Source organism: Bradyrhizobium sp. USDA 4503, from assembly GCF_054055815.1.
The window spans coordinates 3,141,191-3,156,699 of record NZ_JBSRXS010000001.1 but is presented as its reverse complement, the minus strand read 5'-3'; the positions used below and the strand labels follow the sequence as shown (position 1 = coordinate 3,156,699).

Genomic DNA, 15,509 nt, shown 5'->3' with positions numbered 1-15,509 from the left:
TGGCCTTCGCTGGCAGGATTCGCGGCTCAAGGTGGTAGCTTTTCCGGTTTGTCTGCGGCTAATGTGCCGGCCAAATCGGGAGAAGAAACACCATGAATGACGGGACCCCCATTCGACAGGCGCGCAATGTCGAACTCGGCGCCAGCGGCGAGGAATTCCAGAACCTGCACGAATTCGCGCGAAAGGCCCGCGCCAAGCTGAATCAGAACGCCTGGGACTACATCGTCGGCGCCTCGGAGACCGAGACCACGATGCGCCGCAACAGAATGGCGCTCGACGAGATCGCGTTCCGGCCGCGCGTCCTGCGCAACGTCATCAACGTCGATCCTTCTACCGAGGCATTCGGACGCAAGCTCCGGCTTCCCGTGATGATCGCCCCGGTCGGCGCGCTCGAGATCTTCGATCCGGATGCGGGCGCGGCCGTCGCGCGTGGAGCGGGAACGTTCGGCGCGGCGCACATGCTGAGTTCGGTTTCCGAGCCCGGGCTGGAGAACACCGCCAGGGCGGCACCGGATGCGCTTCGCATCTTCCAGCTCTATGTGCGCGGCGACGATGCCTTTGTCGAGGATGTGGTCAGCCGTAGCATCGACAACGGTTACGCCGCGTTCTGCCTCACGGTGGACACCGCCCATTACAGCCGGCGCGAACGCGACATAGCCAAGCGCTATGTTCGCGAGAGCCGCATCCGCGCCACCGGCGGCGATTTCCAGAAGGGTCTGGAATGGCGGACGGTGAAGCTGATCAAGGACAAGTTCAAGATTCCACTTATCCTCAAGGGGATCGCCACCGCCGAAGACGCTAAGATCGCGCTCGACCATGGGGTCGACTGGATCTACGTCTCAAATCATGGCGGCCGACAGCTCGACCATGGCCGTGGGTCCATGCATGTCCTGCCCGAGATCGTTCAGGCGGTCGCGGGCCGTGCCAAGATCATGGTCGACGGCTCGTTCTGCCGCGGCACCGACATTGTGAAGGCGATCATTTCGGGCGCTGATCTTGTCGGCATCGGCCGCCTGCAATGCTGGGCGCTCGCCGCAGCCGGCGAGGCCGGCATTGTCCGGATGCTTGAACTGCTGGAGGACGAGGTGATCCGCTGCCTCGGTCTGCTCGGCGTCACCAGCTTTGCCGAACTGGACAAATCCTACCTGCATCCGGCGATGCCGACCAATCTGCCGAGCGTGTTCAGCGCATTCCCGCTTCTCGATATCGATCCCTACCGCTACTGAACCGCTGCGAGCAAAGCATGAAGCGTCGGCGCGATCGAGGCATTGTGCGCCTTGATCGCGCCAGCCGCCATCTATCTGTGGTGTCCATGAAGCCGCCGTGGCAACGACAAAGTCTGATCCAAATGCCGCACTAGTCGAGGTGGATGGCAAATAATCCATTCGCGGAATTTTCACTCGAGCGCGCGATCGGCTTGCGCTGGACCTTGCGAGATATTCAGGCCGGCAGGCTCAAATTGTCACCGGTCAGCGACGAGGATCTGCACGTCCTCGCTGAGCTCGGTCTGGTCGAACTGCATGACGACGAGCCCGGGCTGACCGAGGCGGGGGCCGCCGTGCTGAGCGACTGAACAGGCGCGCAGCCTAGCGCGCGTTCAGGAAGCTTTCACCGGAATTGCAAGGCGTGCACTGATAGGTCAGCACGTCGTAGACTTGGTCGCGCGGCTCGATCAAGGCAAGCCGCATTTGCGTGCCGCACTTCATGCACGGCATCTCTATGCTGGTCTTGAACCGGGTGCAGGTCGGTGTCGGACGAACGGCGCGCAGCATCGGATCCCCTTATTCCCCAGAGACGCGAACGCGACCGACGAAGAAGCCGAATCACTATGCCACAGTGCTGACATGATTGGAATCGGCTGTCGGTCGCGGCTAGGTAATTTTTCCTCAATTGGCCGGAGCGGATGGGGTCTTCATAGCTCGCGATCCGGCGCTGACGCCGTCACAATCTATGCTAACGTCGCCGGACGCTTATTTCAGGGGGCGCGATCATGATTGAGCCGAAGCTTGAAGTTCCCGCCGAGTTGCGCGATCTCGCGGAAAAGACCATCGACCAGGCCGAACAGGCCTTCAGCCTGTTCTTTGATGCCGCGAGCAAGTCGATGACGTCGATGCCGGGCGCCGGTACCGAGATCTCCAAACAAGCGCTGTCGTTCACCGAGCAGAACATGAAGGCGGCGTTCGAGCATGCGCGCAAGCTCGTGCACGCTACGGATCTGCAGGAGGCGATGCGAATCCAGTCGGAGTTCCTGCGCAGCCAGTTCACCAATGCCGGCGAACACATGCGGCAGATCAGCGGTAGCGTGATGTCGGCGACCAAGGACGCGACGAAGGGCAAGTTCTAGGACGGCGTTCGCGGGCCCATCGACGCTTTAGCGCCGGCGCGCGACGGCAACGCCGAGCAGAAACGCGACGAACAGGCTTGCGAGCGGCGCTTCGCGCGTGACCGCACTCACGGTGGCCAGGGCTCCGCCCGGTCGGCGCGAGGTCGCGATGGCATCGCTGAAGCGATCGGCGGCCGCTCGGAGTCCATCCGACACCTCCGTGATCGTACGCGAGACGTCCGTCGCGGTGTCGATCGCTCGTTCACCGAGTGTGGGTTGAAGCGGGAACTCGGGTGTTTCGGAGCTCATGTGCCGTGCCGCGATTTATTGAGGGCCAAGTGACCGACGTCAGGTGACCGACGCCTTCGCTATCCGCACGTCTTGAACGGCGGTGGCGGCCACATATCCCAGAAATTCCGCAGCGGCGGATTGGTTCCACCGACATGCCTCGCGTTCACATCGGGGAACCGGAAACTTACGCGCGGGTCGCGGCTTGTTTCCGTGGAGGAGGCGGTGATGACAATGCAGGCGCATGGCATTGCGGATGGCGGTTCGGTCAAGCATCGAAATCGGCATGGTGGCACGCCGCTGTTGGTCGCGGCCGTGGTTGCGATCCTCGGCGTGCTCGGCATGCTAATCGTGGATCACGGTCCGTGGAACAAGCCGAACGTGCAGCCGGCCGCTTCGGCCAACTACTCAACGACCGGCGAGGCGGCGCGCGCGGCTGGCGCAAAGGTCATACCGACCGAGCCCAAGGCACCGATCGAGCCTGATCCGCCCGGCCCAAAGCCCGCTCATCCGGCAAACCCGAGCACGCCGCAATAGATGTGGGCGTTCGTGGGATCACATCCCGACGCAGGGCGGAGGAATTTGACTCGTCGGGCAAATCGGCGGAACAAGATCATCGTCGGAAATATCGCGGGATGATCAGCGAATGCTGACCAGCATGCCCCACGCTGCTGCAAATCCCGCACCGACGAGAACCAGCACCGGACTATCGCAGAAGATGCCGCCATACTAGCACATGGTGGCACCGAGAGAGCCGATCTGATGATGGCCCGCGGCGTAGAACAGGCCGGACAGGACCGCGAGCACGGCAGCAACGAAATACATCGACGCTTCCTCCTTGCAATCAAATTCGGCGCGGGTCAGTTCGACCGACGCAAGCCAAAAACTGAATTGATGTCGATCCAAATATTGTGAGCTGTCCGCTTGACGCGTCGGGCAACTCAACGGCACACTGACATCATCGCAGTGAGCATAGGCGCTTGGCGCCGGCCTGCGCTGCGATTCCGGATCAATGCTCAAACTTTTCGCTCAAGGCGGTTTCTCACCGTCGAAGCCGACACACCGCATTTTACCGATCGCATTCAGCCCGAAAAAAGGGTTTGACACGTCGGGCAACTCAGGGGCATAATCCGAAAATCAGAAATTGTTGAGCCCGCGCGGAGCAATCCGCGGCGGGCTTTTTGTTTGCCGTTTCACCAATCGGACGGCGGCCGCACCGTCACGACGCCACATCCTCCCAGCCCGTCGCCTGAGCGTCGCAAGCGTGCCGCCGTCCGAACCCTTTGAAAAGAGCAACGAATTGGCCGGTGCGCGCGAACGCGCCGGTCCTGCGGCGCGGCGCATGCCGGCGCCGCCCGCGGCCCCACTCGTCAGGGATAAGGTTCGCGCCCCAAAGATCGCCGCCCGTGCGCGATCTGCCGCACATTCATTCCATGGCCGCATCGCGCGCTGACGGCCGATCAACGAGGTTTGCATGACCGCCTATCTGATATCGCTCGCGCTCGCGGGCCTGGTTGCCGTCGCGTTGTGGGAGCTTGCATGAGTGCCGAGATCATCCAGTTCATTCCGCGCCCGCATCCCAAACGGGAGCAGACGGACTTTCCCACGATCGCATTTCGCTCCGCGTTGCCCGATCCCGAGACGAATTGCATCGACACGGCGCCGAGTGAATACCTCCCGACCGATTGGCAGGAGAAATGAGTGGCCAAAACGATTACGCAGATACGCTCGCTTGCCCGAAGCCATACGCGAAGCGCACTCAACGCTTTAGTCGGCGTGATGCGGTCGACCAGCGCAACCCCGGCTGCCCGCGTTTCCGCTGCCAACGCCATCCTCGATCGCGGCTGGGGTAAAGCGCCGCAGGCGATCGAGAACGGTGACAGAGGGCTAGAGCTTGTGCACCGCATCGAACGGATCATCGTCGAGCCCGAAGAAGTCGAAGACGAAAATACCTGAGAGGCGAGGGCGCAATCCTCCCTGAGGCGGAGCGCTCGATCTGCCTTTGTCCGATGTCTGTTCGAATACGTTCAATCACTTCACCGCTAGCGGCCGGACCACTGCTGTCGCCGCTCGCGGTACCGTGCTGCAGAACCGCCCTACCAGGGCACGGATCAGCATGATATCTATCATGGCGTGCTTCGCGCAAAAAGTGCTGCTATGGCGAGAGTCTGATGTGGATCGTCGCGACGGCTGTTGAACTGCTTGTATTGTTCTTTGTCGACCTCGTTGGTTACAACGTGGCGCGGTTTGTCCTGCCACTTCTTTCGTTAGGAAGAATTAGCGTGGCGCCCGGCATGTCGAACGACCAACGAGAGTTCGGCTGGCTCGGTGCCAGGCGTGACGGGCTCGGAAGAGTAGAGCTGGGGGCGAGCGCTGCCGGCGGAATTGGGCTTATTATCTGTGCTCTCTGTTTAGCGGCGGTCTTGTTCTTCGTGCGCTGATGTAATCGTGTGGCCGATAAGGGTCTCGGCGGAAGTGCCGGCGATGGCATTCGTTGCGATAAATCGCACGATGTTCGCAGCATTTGATCGGATTGGCAGTCTGTTGCGCCGGTCTTGCGGTGGTTCTGCGTTCCGTCCGTCGGTAGCCCCTCCCAAGCGAGCAAATTCTGAAAACACTCGACAACGATAAGACGTCTTCCCGAAATCGCGCATGCGCGGGCCAAATTCACTCGGACCAATTCGGGCGGACCTCGAGCCAAGGCTGAAAGCACTCATGTGGCAGTTGATTCTGGAAGAAGTTGCTCGAGAACTTGAGAGGAGGGCTGCCCAATGGGCGGGACGAAAGGTCTTCCGCAAAACTGTAGATGGGGGCGAGCCGAATAAGCCTGAAGCATATGCCGACAGGATCAAGAGCCTCGGGCTCCCATCGATGGACGGCCTATGCCGAGTCCTCCGTTGCCGCCGTCGGTCTTTCGCTTTCCGGACAATTCCGATATTCCGGAGATGGATTTCAATAATTGGCTTGCCAGTCTGATCAGGCCGCGTGCTCGTCAATGACAGTTCACGGCCGACGATTGCAGCAGGGCAGCTGCCCGGCGCTCAAGCGGTCTTGCCTCATCGAGAGTAGTCTTGTCGATCCTGAAAATTCCAACCGCAAAGGTGTTCGAGCCGCTGCTTCGGCCGGCGCGATACAAGGGGGCATTCGGCGGCCGAGGCTCGGGAAAGTGCGTCGTGTGGGACAAGGTTCTCGGTCTTGGGACGACGCCGCAGCTCGCGGGAGACGTAGGCACCTGGGCTGGCATGATCATGGGCTTCTATTTTGGAAAGCGCACGTTCGAGAATGTCGCACGCATCATTCGACGGTGACCGCATGTACGAAGCTGATGTCAAAGCGATCGTGATGGAAACGTTGATCGAGCAAGATCGGGTACGACGAAGCGATATCGACGCCGTGGTGGTCAAGACTATTGCGACTGTTTTGACTTCATTCGGCTTTGAAGAGGGAGACCGACGCGAGCTGCGCGCCGATTTTCAGCACCTCCGGCGGTGGCGACGAAGTGTCGAGCAGGCGCAAAGCTATACATTCAAGGCGGTGATCACTGTGATTGCCACGGGTTTTCTCGGAGCGGTTTGGTTGGGCATCAAGGCCACGCTCGGAAAATGACTCGCAGAGTACGGAGCCGATCGATGTCCTTGGACATAGATCTGGGCGCCTAGGCGGACAACAGAATTATTGAGGCGCATAAATGTATCGGATACGCGAGGTCGAAGCCCAGGACGAAGCGGTGGCGGACTCGCTCGCCGAGCTTCATCAGCTGATATTCTGCGACGGGACCCGTGTACCGGACTTCGAGCAAGGATATTGGTGGATTGCGTTCCGTGGAGCGAAGCCAATCGCATTCGCGGGTGTCATTCCTTCAACCTATGTTACAAATGCTGGATATCTGTGCCGCGTTGGCGTCGTGATGCCGCACTGCGGCCACGGCCTGCAGGTGCGGCTTACTCGCGCGCTGGAAGCACGAGCGCGGCGTGCCGGCTGGAAGGCGATCGTTTCGGATACCACCGACAACATCGTCTCGGCCAATAATTTTATCCGGCAGGGGTATCGGCTCTTCGAACCTGTCTCGCCCTGGGCATGGCAGCACACGCTGTACTGGCGGAAGGAGCTCGTCTAAATCCTGCAACGCGGTTCGGGTTGTTGCGAACAATCGATGACGTGGAGCGCCCGGTGGCTTCGGCCACCGGGCTTTTTTGCGTTTCTGGCCATGGATAGCTCCCTTTGGCAAGCCGCGGTCGTAACGGGCATCGAATCTTGGGCGTGGGGATGCTAGAATGCGTCTGTGCAGTGCGAACGAAGCATCGCTGGAAGCGTTTCCTCAAATGGGCGCCCGGCGGCAGTCGTGGATCCTGAGCCTTGAATTGGCGGAATGCAGGCTTGCGCGTCTTGATCTCTGGTGATCGATCGATAAACTGAGTTAACGGCTCGATCGCACGCGCAAACGTCTTGGAGATCGAACGAAGGAAGAGACCATGGTTGAGGTTGGCCGCGGGCTCGACACGAAGGTACAGCCAGGCCCGGATATGGATCGCTATTCGGTCATGGTCGCACGAGCCAGGGCACTTGTTCCGGCTTTGCGCGAGCGGGCATCGTGGACCGAAGAGCTGCGCAGATTGCCGCCGGAGACCGAGCGGGATTTGCTTGATAGCGGCCTTTTCCGGATCCTGCAGCCCAAGCGCGTCGGAGGCAGCGAGCTCGACTATGTTGCGCTGGTCGACTGTGCCGATGCCCTCGGGCAGGGAGACGCCTCGGTCTCCTGGAATTTTGCCAACCTTGCAAGTCACCACTGGATGCTGGCTATGTTCGCGCCCGAAGCGCAGAGCGCGGTATGGGGAGAGTATCCGGATGCGCTGATCGCGTCCTCCTTTGTCTTCCCGGCAGGTCGTGCGAGGAAGGCCGGCGGCGGATATGTTCTGAGTGGTCATTGGCCGTTTTCGTCCGGGGTGGAATCCTGCGAATGGAACATGCTCGCGAGCGTGGTCGCCTCGGATGATGAGGCCGATGGTGTCGAGTATCGGCTATTCCTGTTGAACAGACGGGACTACAGCATCGACGACACCTGGAATGCGGCTGGTTTGCGCGGAACGGGATCGAACGACGTGCGGGTAACCGACGCATTCGTTCCCGAGCATATGACGGTTGCCGTCAGCGATCTTGCGGGAGGTGCGACGCCGGGCAGTATCGTCAATCCGAATGCGCTCTACATGCTTCCGGTCTTTTCGTTGTTTCCCTATGTGTTGTCCGGGGTTGGTTTGGGAAATGCGCAGGCTTGCCTTGATGACTATGTCGAGATCGCGCGACACCGCGCTTCGACATATAACCGGGCCAAGGTCGGGGACCTGCAAAGCACACAGATCAAGATCGCCGAAGCGTCGGCGAAGATAGATGCCGCGCGGCTGATCATGCGCACCAACTGCGTTGAGACGCTTGCGGAGGTCCGGCGTGGCGATATCCCGGGCATTGCAGCGAAGACGAAGCTTCGGCGCGACGGTGCGTTCGCGGTCAATTTGTGCACCGAGGCGGTGTCTCTTCTATTTGCGGCGGGCGGCGCACGCAGCCTGTTCACCTCGGGAGCGTTGCAGCGCCAATTCCGCGACGCGCATGCGGTGAATTCGCATCTCGCGTTCAATTTCGACGCGGCGGGCACTAATTACGGGCGGGTGGCTCTGGGGCTGCCGTCTGAAAATCTGACGCTTTGAGGTTAGCCGGATGTCCGACTCACCCAAACATCCGCTGGATCCCGCCAGTGAGCTCGCAAGCGATAGTTCGGCGATCGACCCCCGTGATTTCCGCAATGCGCTCGGTACGTTCGCAACAGGTGTGACGATAGTCACCGCGATGTCGGCTGAAGGACGGCCCTATGGAATTACTTGTAATTCCTTTGCATCGGTGTCGCTCAACCCGCCACTGGTGTTGTGGAGCCTGGGCATGTTTTCGCAGGGGCTGCCGATCTTCCAGAATGCCAGCCATTTTACGGTCAACGTTCTGGACGCGTCGCAGCAGGCGCTGGCGATGCAGTTTGCCAGATCGTCGGACGACAAGTTCGCGGGTGTGAGCTGGACGCCGGGTCTCGGGAATGCTCCCGTGCTCGCCGATGTGGTCGCGAATTTCCAATGCCGTGCCGCCAACCGCTACTATGGCGGGGATCACGTCATTTTCCTGGGCGCGGTGGAGGCCTACGCCTATAACCGGAACAGTCCGCTGTTGTTCGCGCGCGGAGGTTTTGGCCGGTTCCAGGTTGACGGTGGTGACGAGACATCATGAATCGAAAGACGCCCGTCAAGCGTGTTCGTGCCAAGCAGAGGCGACTATCAGCTGTCGATCGTCGCAGTGAATTCGTTACCAAGGCGACCGAACTATTTGCGGAGGAGGGATTTGGCGGCGGCACGCGCGCCCTTGCTCACAAGCTCGGCGTGACGCAGCCGCTGCTTTACCGCTACTTTCCGAGCAAGGACGATCTCATCAAGGAGGTCTACCGCAAGGTATATCTCGAACCGCTTGAGATCGGCTGGGAGAAGGTGCTCTCGGATCGGTCACGTCCGCTCCGCGTGCGGCTCCAGGAATTTTACGAAATCTATACCGACGCGATCTTCAACCGAAGATGGCTCCGGATCTATCTTTACTCCGGCCTGAAGGGCCTCGATATCAATCGCTGGTATGTTGGCATGGTCAAGGACAAGATCCTGACGCGCATTCTCAGGGAATGCCGCCACGACGCCGGCCTCGCGACGCAAGGCAGGCCCAGCGCCGCAGAACTCGAGTTGGCCTGGGTGTTTCACGGCGGCATCTTCTATTATGGCGTACGCAAGTACATCTACGAAGCGCCTGTCCTCGAGGACAAGGCGCAGATGATCAGTGATGCGCTGGATATCTTCCTCGCGGGATTTGAGAGGATGGCCGAGAGCGCGACCGATCGTCGGCGGGCGCCGATCAAGGTCGTCGGCTGACCCGCGCTACATTGTCGCCATCTGACCCCGATACCAATCGCCGATCTCGCTTGCCGTCATGAGGGCGACGCCGTCATGGCCGATGACGTAGTCGAGCAGGGCCTCCAGGTACTTGATGCGATGCGGCACGCCCGTGATGTAGGGATGCACCGAGATGGCCATGATCCGCGCGTTCTCTGCGCCCTCGAGGTACAGCCGATCGAACTGGTCAGTGCAGCGCGTCAGGAACTGTTCCGACGGAAGGTGTTGCAGCGCGTGAATGACGATGTCGTTGGTCTCGACCGAATAGGGAATCGTCGTCACGGTGCCGTGCGGCGTGGCGATGTCCTGTGGGAGATCGTCAATCACCCAATCGGCCACGTATTCGATCCCGTTGAGGCGCAGGACATCGAGCGTTTCTTCGGTTTCGGTCAGGCCCGGGCTTTCCCATGATCGCGGCGGCTTGCCGGTAAATCCAGCAATCGTGTCGACCGCGCGCTTGATTGCGTCCGCCTGGTTCTCGACCTTGTGCATCGGGCCCTGAACAAACCCGTGTCCCATGAATTCGAATCCCGCCTCGCGCGCCGCCGACGCCACACGCGGATAGCTGTTGCAGACGTTGGCGTTCGCAGCCAGCGTCACCGGTATCTTTCGATCGGTGAGGGCTTTGAACTGTCGCCAGAAGCCGGCGCGCATGCCGTACTCATGCCACGACCAGTTCGGCACGTCGGGCAGCAGGGGCTGGCCCATCGGTGGGCTCAGCACGGTGCGTGGCATCGCATACTCGATGCGCCATTCCTCGACATTGAGGATAACCCACACGGCAAGCTTCTTGCCGTCAGGTAATGTCAGTTTCGGTCGGTCGACCTGCGCCTGGTACGGAATGCGATCAGTAAAGGCCATGTCGAACCTCCTTCACGTCGATGATCCGGCAGCGGTGGCATTGATCCGCGGCAGGACCTTCTCGGCCATCAGGATCATCGATTGACGGCCAAGCTCGCGGTCTTTCCAATCCTTGCCGGCGTAAAGCAGGGTTCCAAAAGTGCCAATCTCTTCCTCGAACGCCAGCAACTGGTCAGCTACGCTTTCGGGCGTGCCGTAGATGATCAATTTGTCGCAGATCGATTCCAGTGTGACCTCAGCGTCGGCTTGATCCCGTCGCGTCTTGAACAACTCGAGCCGGCCGCTGCGCTTCAGCTTCGTGAACAACTGGTGATAATAGTACACGTACGGACTGTCGGGCGACGTGGCATAGGCCTTCGCGGTCGCTGCATCCCTTGCCACGAACACGCTCTTGGCGACACGCCAATTGGCAGGCTCGGCTGCCCGGTTCACGCGCGCGCAACCCTCGACATATTTCGGCCAGTGACTCTTCACCCAGGCCGGCATCAGGAAGTTGGCCGAGATCGGATCCCAGCCGCGCGCCGCCGCCTCCGTGACGCCCTTTGAGAATGGCGCAACCGCGGTCACCACGATTGGCGGGTGAGGGGCCTGCAAGGGGCGAGCGACGATTCCCTGGCCGATATCCTCGATCAGAGTCCTTTTGACCGAAATGTTCCAATATTTGCCCTGCAAATCATAGGGCGGCTTACCGGCCCAGATATCAAGAACCTGATTGATGGCCTCGAGGAACATGGCATTACGGTCGGCATCGAGATTGCCGAAAACCTCCGCGTCGGACAGCAATCCACCAGGACTGATTCCAAGTATGAAACGGCCGTCAAGCATGTGATCAAGCATGGCGACAGCCGCTGCGACTGCTGCCGGATGCGTGTTTGGCATGTTGATGGTGCCGGTTCCAAGCTTGATCTGCTTGGTTGCGGCTGCGAGCCAGGCAATGAAGGCGATGCTGGAGGTGATGTTCTCGGCCTTGTCGGTGACGTGCTCGCCGACATACGCCTCGGTGAACCCGAGCTCATCCGCGAGCAGAAAAGCCTCGCGATCCTCCCGTAGCGATTGCCGCCAATCCTTGTCGAGAGGATGGATCGGCATCGTAAAAAAACCGAGCTTCATGATCCGCCTCCCCGCGATTTGAACTTTAGTTGGCAAGGAACCTGCGGCCTTCCCGAGGCGAAGACAAGCCCTGCCACACAAATAATCACTCGATAAACAAGCTTGACCTTTGAAGAGGGCGGCCCTCTAATCGGGCAAACCAAAATTGGGCCCGGGAGGCCACGCCCACATGAAAGCCGCGGCTTTCGCCTACGCCCGCGCGACCAGCGTCGTGAACGCGCTGGAGTTGCTCGCCATGCACGGCGACAAGGCGAAGGTTCTGTCGGGTGGTCAGAGCCTGATGCCGGCGATGAACCTGCGGCTCCTGTCTCCGGACATTCTGGTCGATATCGGCGGCCTCGCCGAGTTGCGCGGCATCACCGTGAGGGGAGACGTGCTGGTCATTGGCGCGCTGACCCGGCACGTCGATCTGCTCAGATCGCCGGAGGTTGCACTGCACGCGCAGCTGTTGCGCGATGCCGTTGCCCACGTTGCCCATCCCGCAATTCGCAATCGCGGAACGATCGGCGGTAGCCTCGCTCACGCCGATCCTGCCTCGGAGCTGCCGGCCTGTGTTGTGGCGCTTGACGCCACGATCGTTGTTCGGGGCTCGGCCGGCGAACGCCGGATTACTGCGACGGAGTTTTTCAGGGGAATCTATGAAACGGCGCTGCTGCCGGACGAGTTGCTTGTCGCGGTCGAGGTGCCGGTCGCAGGCCAAGGCTCGACATTTTTCTTTCAGGAATTCGCCCGGCGGCATGGCGACTACGCTGTCGTTGGTCTCGCCGCCCGTGCTGTTGTTGCAGCCGGCGGGTTCTCAGCTCTTCGGCTCGGCTTCTTTGCTGTTGGCGATCGGCCATTGCTCGCAGCGGCCGCCGGCAAACTGATCGATGCCACGGTAACTCCAGCCTTGCTCGCAGAGGCGGCGGCCGCATTGGCCGATGAACTCGATCCACAGGAGGACCAGCAGGCGACCGCGGCCATGCGTCGACACCTCGCAACGGTCTTGCTCCGGCGCTGCGTGGCAGCATTGCTCGCACGGCCAGAACTGGAAACGGGAGTCGGCAAGTGAACGCTCCGGTGCCGGTCTCGCTTCTGGTCAACGGCGAACCCATCGACGCCTTCGTCTTGCCGCGGCTCAATCTTGCTGATTTCCTCCGGGAGAATCTCAAACTGACCGGAACCCACGTTGGGTGCGAGCACGGCGTTTGCGGTGCCTGCACGGTCCGACTCGATGGCGAGATCGTTCGCTCCTGTCTGATGCTGACGGTCCAGGCGCAGGGCGCGTCAGTTGAGACAATCGAGGGGCTGTCTGACAGCGGTGAAATAGCCGATCTTCAGGCGGCATTTCGCGAGCGCAATGCATTGCAGTGTGGCTATTGCACGCCTGGGATGCTGATCACGGCGCAGGACCTGCTGAAGCACGTCTCCGTGCCTGATCGTCGAGCAATCCGCGAGCATCTTTCCGGCAACTATTGCCGCTGCACGGGCTATCAGGCCATTGTTGATGCGGTTGAGGCGACAGCCATCACGCGCGCGGAGCGGGGCGTATGACGGTGACGCGGGCGCCAGCAGACGCGCTTTCGGTGCTTGATCGCCCGAATTCCTACATCGGCAAGACCGTACCGCGGCCGAACCTCGACAGGTTGCTGCAGGGGCGGGGCCAATATGTCAGTGATCTCGAATTGCCGCGGATGGCGCATGTGGTTTTTCTACGGTCGCCACATGCCCACGCCAAAATCGCAGCGATCGACGCCGACGCGGCAAGGCGCATGCCCGGTGTCGTTTCCATCGTCACGGGTCGTGAACTTGAAGCGGTCATCAAGCCGTGGGTCGGGGTGCTCTCGCACCTGAAGGGACTGAAGTCCGCGCCGCAGCACGCGATCGCGGTCGACCGCGTGTGCTGGCAGGGCGAGGCCGTTGCAGCGATTGTGGCGACCAGCCGTGCTGCAGCCGAAGATGCCATGGAGCATATTTCAGTCGACTACGAGGAGCTCGAGGCGGTCACGGACATGCGAGCTGCGCTTGACCCGGCAGCTCCCGTCATTCATGCCGCGCTCGGCGACAATCTTGCCTTTGAGCGGACGCTCGACGCCGGCGACGTCGATCTTGCATTGTCGGGGTCCGAACTGGTCGAGGCCGACTTCGTATTCGGGCGCCACACCGGCGTGACACTTGAGCCGCGGGCCGTCGTTGCCGATTGGAATGCGGCCGAGGCACGGCTCACGATCTATCAGGGCACGCAGGCGCCCCATATGGTGCAGAACATCGCGGCGCTGCATCTTGGGTTAAGGGAAGCGCAGGTCCGGGTGGTCTGCAAGGATGTCGGCGGCTCGTTCGGCATCAAGGTCCATATCTACGCCGACGAAATGGCGACCTACGCGCTGTCCAAGCTGTTGCGCCGGCCGGTCAAGTTCGTGGCGGACCGCGTCGAGAGTTTCAACACGGACATCCACGCCCGCGATCATCGATGCAGGGGACGGATCGGCGTCAGGCCGGACGGTACGATTACGGCCTTCGAGATCGACGACCTGACGGGGATCGGCCCGTATTCGATGTATCCGCGCACCAGCGCCATCGAGGCCAATCAGGTGGTCAATCTGGTCGGTGGGCCCTATGCCACGGCGAACTATCGGGCGCGGGCGCGCGTCGTCTTCCAGAACAAGAACGTGATGTGCCAGTACCGGGCGGTTGGACACCCGATCGCCTGTTCGGTCACCGAAGGCCTGGTCGATCTGGCGGCAGCGAAGATCGGCATGGACCCCGTCGAAATCCGGCGGCGCAATCTGATCGCCGACGATGCCTATCCGTGTGCATCACCCTCGGGCATGAAGTTCGAGCAGCTCTCGCATCACGCCTCGTTGACCAAGCTGCGTCAGATGATGGATTACGACGCGTTGCGCGCTGAGCAAGCGGCCTTGCGCGCCAGAAACGTCCATCGCGGCATCGGAATCGCGAGCTTCATCGAGGTGACCAATCCCAGCGCTGCCTTCTATGGTGTGGGCGGCGCGAAAATCTCGTCGCAGGATGGCGTTGCAGTTCGGCTCGACGCGCAAGGGTCGGTGATCTGCCAGACCAGTATCACGGAACAGGGGCAAGGGTCGGAATCGCTGACGGCCCAGATCGTCGGCAGCGTGCTTGGCGTTTCGATGGAACGCGTTCGCGTCATCCTGGGCGACACCGACAACACGCCCTATGGCGGTGGCACCTGGGCCTCGCGCGGTGCCGGCATCGGTGGCGAAGCTGCATTGCAGGCAGCCAAGGGTCTGCGAGAGAACATTCTGAACGTCGCCGCGGCCATCCTGCAATCGACGCCGGACGGGCTCGATATCGTCAACAACACGATCGTCAATGCCGACGACGGCGCGCCGCGCATCGAACTGAACGAGCTGGCGCGGATCGTCTATTTTCGGCCCGACACCCTGCCGCCCGGCATCCAGCCCGAATTGATGGCGACCCGGCATTTCGTTCCGCGCCAATATCCCTTTGCGTTCACCAATGGCGTTCAGGCCTCATGGCTTGAGGTCGATACCGGGACCGGGTTCGTTAAGCTGCTGAAGCATTGGGTTGTCGAAGACTGCGGCACCATCATCAACCCGCAACTGGTCGAGGAGCAGATCCGGGGCGGGGTCGTGCAGGGGCTCGGCGCGGCGCTGTTCGAGAAGTGCATCTACGACGAACGCGGTCAGCTGACCAATGCCAATATGGCGGACTATCTGGTCCCGATGTCCGGGGAGATGCCCGATATCGAGGTCGGCCACGTGGTGTCTCCGACGCAGGAATCGGAGCTGGGAGCCAAAGGGGCAGGGGAGGCGGGGACGGCCGGTGCGGCAGCGGCGGTTGCCAACGCGGTCAATGACGCGCTCCGGCCGTTTGGCGCAACAATTACCGAGATTCCGCTCACGCCTCAGGTTATCCTGACCGCCTTGGGACGGATCTGAGCGGAGACGTTCCGGGCAACGATAATACGATAAGCAAAA

20 protein-coding genes and 1 pseudogene are annotated in these 15,509 nt (G+C 61.1%); 16 read left to right on the top strand and 5 right to left on the bottom strand.

The features are described from left to right. The first annotated feature begins 92 nt into the window (after positions 1-92). A complete protein-coding gene (locus tag ACVMIH_RS15450; protein WP_057020528.1) occupies positions 93-1,226 on the top strand; it encodes an alpha-hydroxy acid oxidase in 1,134 nt (377 codons plus the stop codon). A 143-nt stretch (positions 1,227-1,369) separates the two neighbouring features. Next, entirely contained in the window at positions 1,370-1,573 is a 204-nt protein-coding gene (locus tag ACVMIH_RS15445; RefSeq protein ID WP_057020527.1) for a hypothetical protein, read from the top strand. Positions 1,574-1,586: 13 nt separating this feature from the next. Here ACVMIH_RS15445 and ACVMIH_RS15440 read toward each other — a convergent pair whose 3' ends face one another. Then, a complete protein-coding gene (locus tag ACVMIH_RS15440; protein WP_018272817.1) occupies positions 1,587-1,772 on the bottom strand; it encodes a hypothetical protein in 186 nt (61 codons plus the stop codon). A gap of 218 nt (positions 1,773-1,990) precedes the next feature. Between ACVMIH_RS15440 and ACVMIH_RS15435 the strand changes: the two genes are divergently transcribed. Then, the gene (locus ACVMIH_RS15435) at positions 1,991-2,344 is read left to right on the top strand and encodes a phasin (RefSeq protein WP_016847366.1); all 354 of its coding nucleotides are present in this window, start codon (positions 1,991-1,993) and stop codon (positions 2,342-2,344) included. Positions 2,345-2,371: 27 nt separating this feature from the next. Here the strand turns inward: ACVMIH_RS15435 and ACVMIH_RS15430 are convergent, their stop codons facing one another. Beyond that, positions 2,372-2,632, bottom strand: coding sequence for a hypothetical protein (locus tag ACVMIH_RS15430; protein WP_057020526.1), 261 nt, complete (start codon positions 2,630-2,632; stop codon positions 2,372-2,374). Between the two features lie 213 nt (positions 2,633-2,845). Here ACVMIH_RS15430 and ACVMIH_RS15425 point away from each other — a divergent pair, with 213 nt between their 5' ends. Then, positions 2,846-3,148: a hypothetical protein gene (locus ACVMIH_RS15425; protein ID WP_057020638.1), complete on the top strand. Its 303-nt coding sequence runs from the start codon at positions 2,846-2,848 to the stop codon at positions 3,146-3,148. Between the two features lie 102 nt (positions 3,149-3,250). On the opposite strand, the pseudogene ACVMIH_RS15420 reads toward ACVMIH_RS15425, so the two are convergent. Then, positions 3,251-3,436, bottom strand: a pseudogene (locus tag ACVMIH_RS15420) (hypothetical protein). Positions 3,437-4,150: 714 nt separating this feature from the next. Here ACVMIH_RS15420 and ACVMIH_RS15415 point away from each other — a divergent pair. The 9 genes from ACVMIH_RS15415 (at position 4,151) to ACVMIH_RS15375 (ending at position 9,558) form a co-directional block, all read left to right on the top strand. Continuing rightward, positions 4,151-4,312, top strand: coding sequence for a hypothetical protein (locus ACVMIH_RS15415; protein ID WP_156436535.1), 162 nt, complete (start codon positions 4,151-4,153; stop codon positions 4,310-4,312). Beyond that, positions 4,313-4,567: a hypothetical protein gene (locus tag ACVMIH_RS15410; protein ID WP_456862421.1), complete on the top strand. Its 255-nt coding sequence runs from the start codon at positions 4,313-4,315 to the stop codon at positions 4,565-4,567. Positions 4,568-4,782: 215 nt separating this feature from the next. After that, the gene (locus tag ACVMIH_RS15405; RefSeq protein ID WP_057020524.1) at positions 4,783-5,052 is read left to right on the top strand and encodes a hypothetical protein; all 270 of its coding nucleotides are present in this window, start codon (positions 4,783-4,785) and stop codon (positions 5,050-5,052) included. 630 nt (positions 5,053-5,682) lie between these two features. Continuing rightward, complete coding sequence (locus ACVMIH_RS15400; RefSeq protein ID WP_456862419.1) at positions 5,683-5,919, top strand: hypothetical protein; 237 nt, start codon at positions 5,683-5,685, stop codon at positions 5,917-5,919. 4 nt (positions 5,920-5,923) lie between these two features. Beyond that, entirely contained in the window at positions 5,924-6,217 is a 294-nt protein-coding gene (locus ACVMIH_RS15395; protein WP_199805365.1) for a hypothetical protein, read from the top strand. An 82-nt stretch (positions 6,218-6,299) separates the two neighbouring features. After that, entirely contained in the window at positions 6,300-6,728 is a 429-nt protein-coding gene (locus tag ACVMIH_RS15390) for a GNAT family N-acetyltransferase (protein ID WP_057020523.1), read from the top strand. Between the two features lie 406 nt (positions 6,729-7,134). Continuing rightward, positions 7,135-8,310, top strand: a complete 1,176-nt coding sequence (locus tag ACVMIH_RS15385) for an acyl-CoA dehydrogenase family protein (RefSeq protein ID WP_456866490.1) — start codon at positions 7,135-7,137, stop codon at positions 8,308-8,310. Positions 8,311-8,320: 10 nt separating this feature from the next. Next, the gene (locus tag ACVMIH_RS15380) at positions 8,321-8,875 is read left to right on the top strand and encodes a flavin reductase family protein (protein ID WP_456862417.1); all 555 of its coding nucleotides are present in this window, start codon (positions 8,321-8,323) and stop codon (positions 8,873-8,875) included. Beyond that, a complete protein-coding gene (locus ACVMIH_RS15375) occupies positions 8,872-9,558 on the top strand; it encodes a TetR/AcrR family transcriptional regulator (protein ID WP_057020520.1) in 687 nt (228 codons plus the stop codon). The genes ACVMIH_RS15380 and ACVMIH_RS15375 overlap by 4 nt, the downstream gene beginning before the upstream one ends. 6 nt (positions 9,559-9,564) lie before the next feature. On the opposite strand, the gene ACVMIH_RS15370 is transcribed toward ACVMIH_RS15375, so the two are convergent. Both ACVMIH_RS15370 and ACVMIH_RS15365 read right to left on the bottom strand, forming a co-directional pair. After that, complete coding sequence (locus ACVMIH_RS15370) at positions 9,565-10,440, bottom strand: polysaccharide deacetylase family protein (protein WP_456862415.1); 876 nt, start codon at positions 10,438-10,440, stop codon at positions 9,565-9,567. A gap of 12 nt (positions 10,441-10,452) precedes the next feature. Next, the gene (locus ACVMIH_RS15365) at positions 10,453-11,550 is read right to left on the bottom strand and encodes an LLM class flavin-dependent oxidoreductase (protein WP_456862413.1); all 1,098 of its coding nucleotides are present in this window, start codon (positions 11,548-11,550) and stop codon (positions 10,453-10,455) included. Positions 11,551-11,719: 169 nt separating this feature from the next. On the opposite strand from ACVMIH_RS15365, the gene ACVMIH_RS15360 reads away from it, so the two are divergent. The 3 genes from ACVMIH_RS15360 to ACVMIH_RS15350 are packed head-to-tail and all read left to right on the top strand — an operon-like array spanning position 11,720 to position 15,470. Further along, on the top strand, positions 11,720-12,601 hold the full coding sequence (locus ACVMIH_RS15360; RefSeq protein ID WP_456862411.1) for an FAD binding domain-containing protein: 882 nt from the start codon (positions 11,720-11,722) through the stop codon (positions 12,599-12,601). Continuing rightward, positions 12,598-13,083, top strand: coding sequence for a (2Fe-2S)-binding protein (locus ACVMIH_RS15355; protein ID WP_229188835.1), 486 nt, complete (start codon positions 12,598-12,600; stop codon positions 13,081-13,083). The genes ACVMIH_RS15360 and ACVMIH_RS15355 overlap by 4 nt, the downstream gene beginning before the upstream one ends. Next, positions 13,080-15,470 carry a xanthine dehydrogenase family protein molybdopterin-binding subunit gene (locus ACVMIH_RS15350; protein WP_456862410.1) on the top strand — a complete coding sequence of 797 codons (2,391 nt, stop codon included), beginning with the start codon at positions 13,080-13,082 and terminating at the stop codon, positions 15,468-15,470. The genes ACVMIH_RS15355 and ACVMIH_RS15350 overlap by 4 nt, the downstream gene beginning before the upstream one ends. Positions 15,471-15,509: the final 39 nt, after the last annotated feature.

Bases quoted from the DNA above. Each gene is read 5' to 3' on its own strand.
- ACVMIH_RS15450 (WP_057020528.1), top strand. From the start codon at position 93: ATGAATGACGGGACCCCCATTCGACAGGCGCGCAATGTCGAACTCGGC.
- ACVMIH_RS15445 (WP_057020527.1), top strand. From the start codon at position 1,370: ATGGCAAATAATCCATTCGCGGAATTTTCACTCGAGCGCGCGATCGGC.
- ACVMIH_RS15440 (WP_018272817.1), bottom strand. From the start codon at position 1,772: ATGCTGCGCGCCGTTCGTCCGACACCGACCTGCACCCGGTTCAAGACC.
- ACVMIH_RS15435 (WP_016847366.1), top strand. From the start codon at position 1,991: ATGATTGAGCCGAAGCTTGAAGTTCCCGCCGAGTTGCGCGATCTCGCG.
- ACVMIH_RS15430 (WP_057020526.1), bottom strand. From the start codon at position 2,632: ATGAGCTCCGAAACACCCGAGTTCCCGCTTCAACCCACACTCGGTGAA.
- ACVMIH_RS15425 (WP_057020638.1), top strand. From the start codon at position 2,846: ATGCAGGCGCATGGCATTGCGGATGGCGGTTCGGTCAAGCATCGAAAT.
- ACVMIH_RS15415 (WP_156436535.1), top strand. From the start codon at position 4,151: ATGAGTGCCGAGATCATCCAGTTCATTCCGCGCCCGCATCCCAAACGG.
- ACVMIH_RS15405 (WP_057020524.1), top strand. From the start codon at position 4,783: ATGTGGATCGTCGCGACGGCTGTTGAACTGCTTGTATTGTTCTTTGTC.
- ACVMIH_RS15395 (WP_199805365.1), top strand. From the start codon at position 5,924: ATGTACGAAGCTGATGTCAAAGCGATCGTGATGGAAACGTTGATCGAG.
- ACVMIH_RS15390 (WP_057020523.1), top strand. From the start codon at position 6,300: ATGTATCGGATACGCGAGGTCGAAGCCCAGGACGAAGCGGTGGCGGAC.
- ACVMIH_RS15385 (WP_456866490.1), top strand. From the start codon at position 7,135: ATGGATCGCTATTCGGTCATGGTCGCACGAGCCAGGGCACTTGTTCCG.
- ACVMIH_RS15380 (WP_456862417.1), top strand. From the start codon at position 8,321: ATGTCCGACTCACCCAAACATCCGCTGGATCCCGCCAGTGAGCTCGCA.
- ACVMIH_RS15375 (WP_057020520.1), top strand. From the start codon at position 8,872: ATGAATCGAAAGACGCCCGTCAAGCGTGTTCGTGCCAAGCAGAGGCGA.
- ACVMIH_RS15370 (WP_456862415.1), bottom strand. From the start codon at position 10,440: ATGGCCTTTACTGATCGCATTCCGTACCAGGCGCAGGTCGACCGACCG.
- ACVMIH_RS15365 (WP_456862413.1), bottom strand. From the start codon at position 11,550: ATGAAGCTCGGTTTTTTTACGATGCCGATCCATCCTCTCGACAAGGAT.
- ACVMIH_RS15360 (WP_456862411.1), top strand. From the start codon at position 11,720: ATGAAAGCCGCGGCTTTCGCCTACGCCCGCGCGACCAGCGTCGTGAAC.
- ACVMIH_RS15350 (WP_456862410.1), top strand. From the start codon at position 13,080: ATGACGGTGACGCGGGCGCCAGCAGACGCGCTTTCGGTGCTTGATCGC.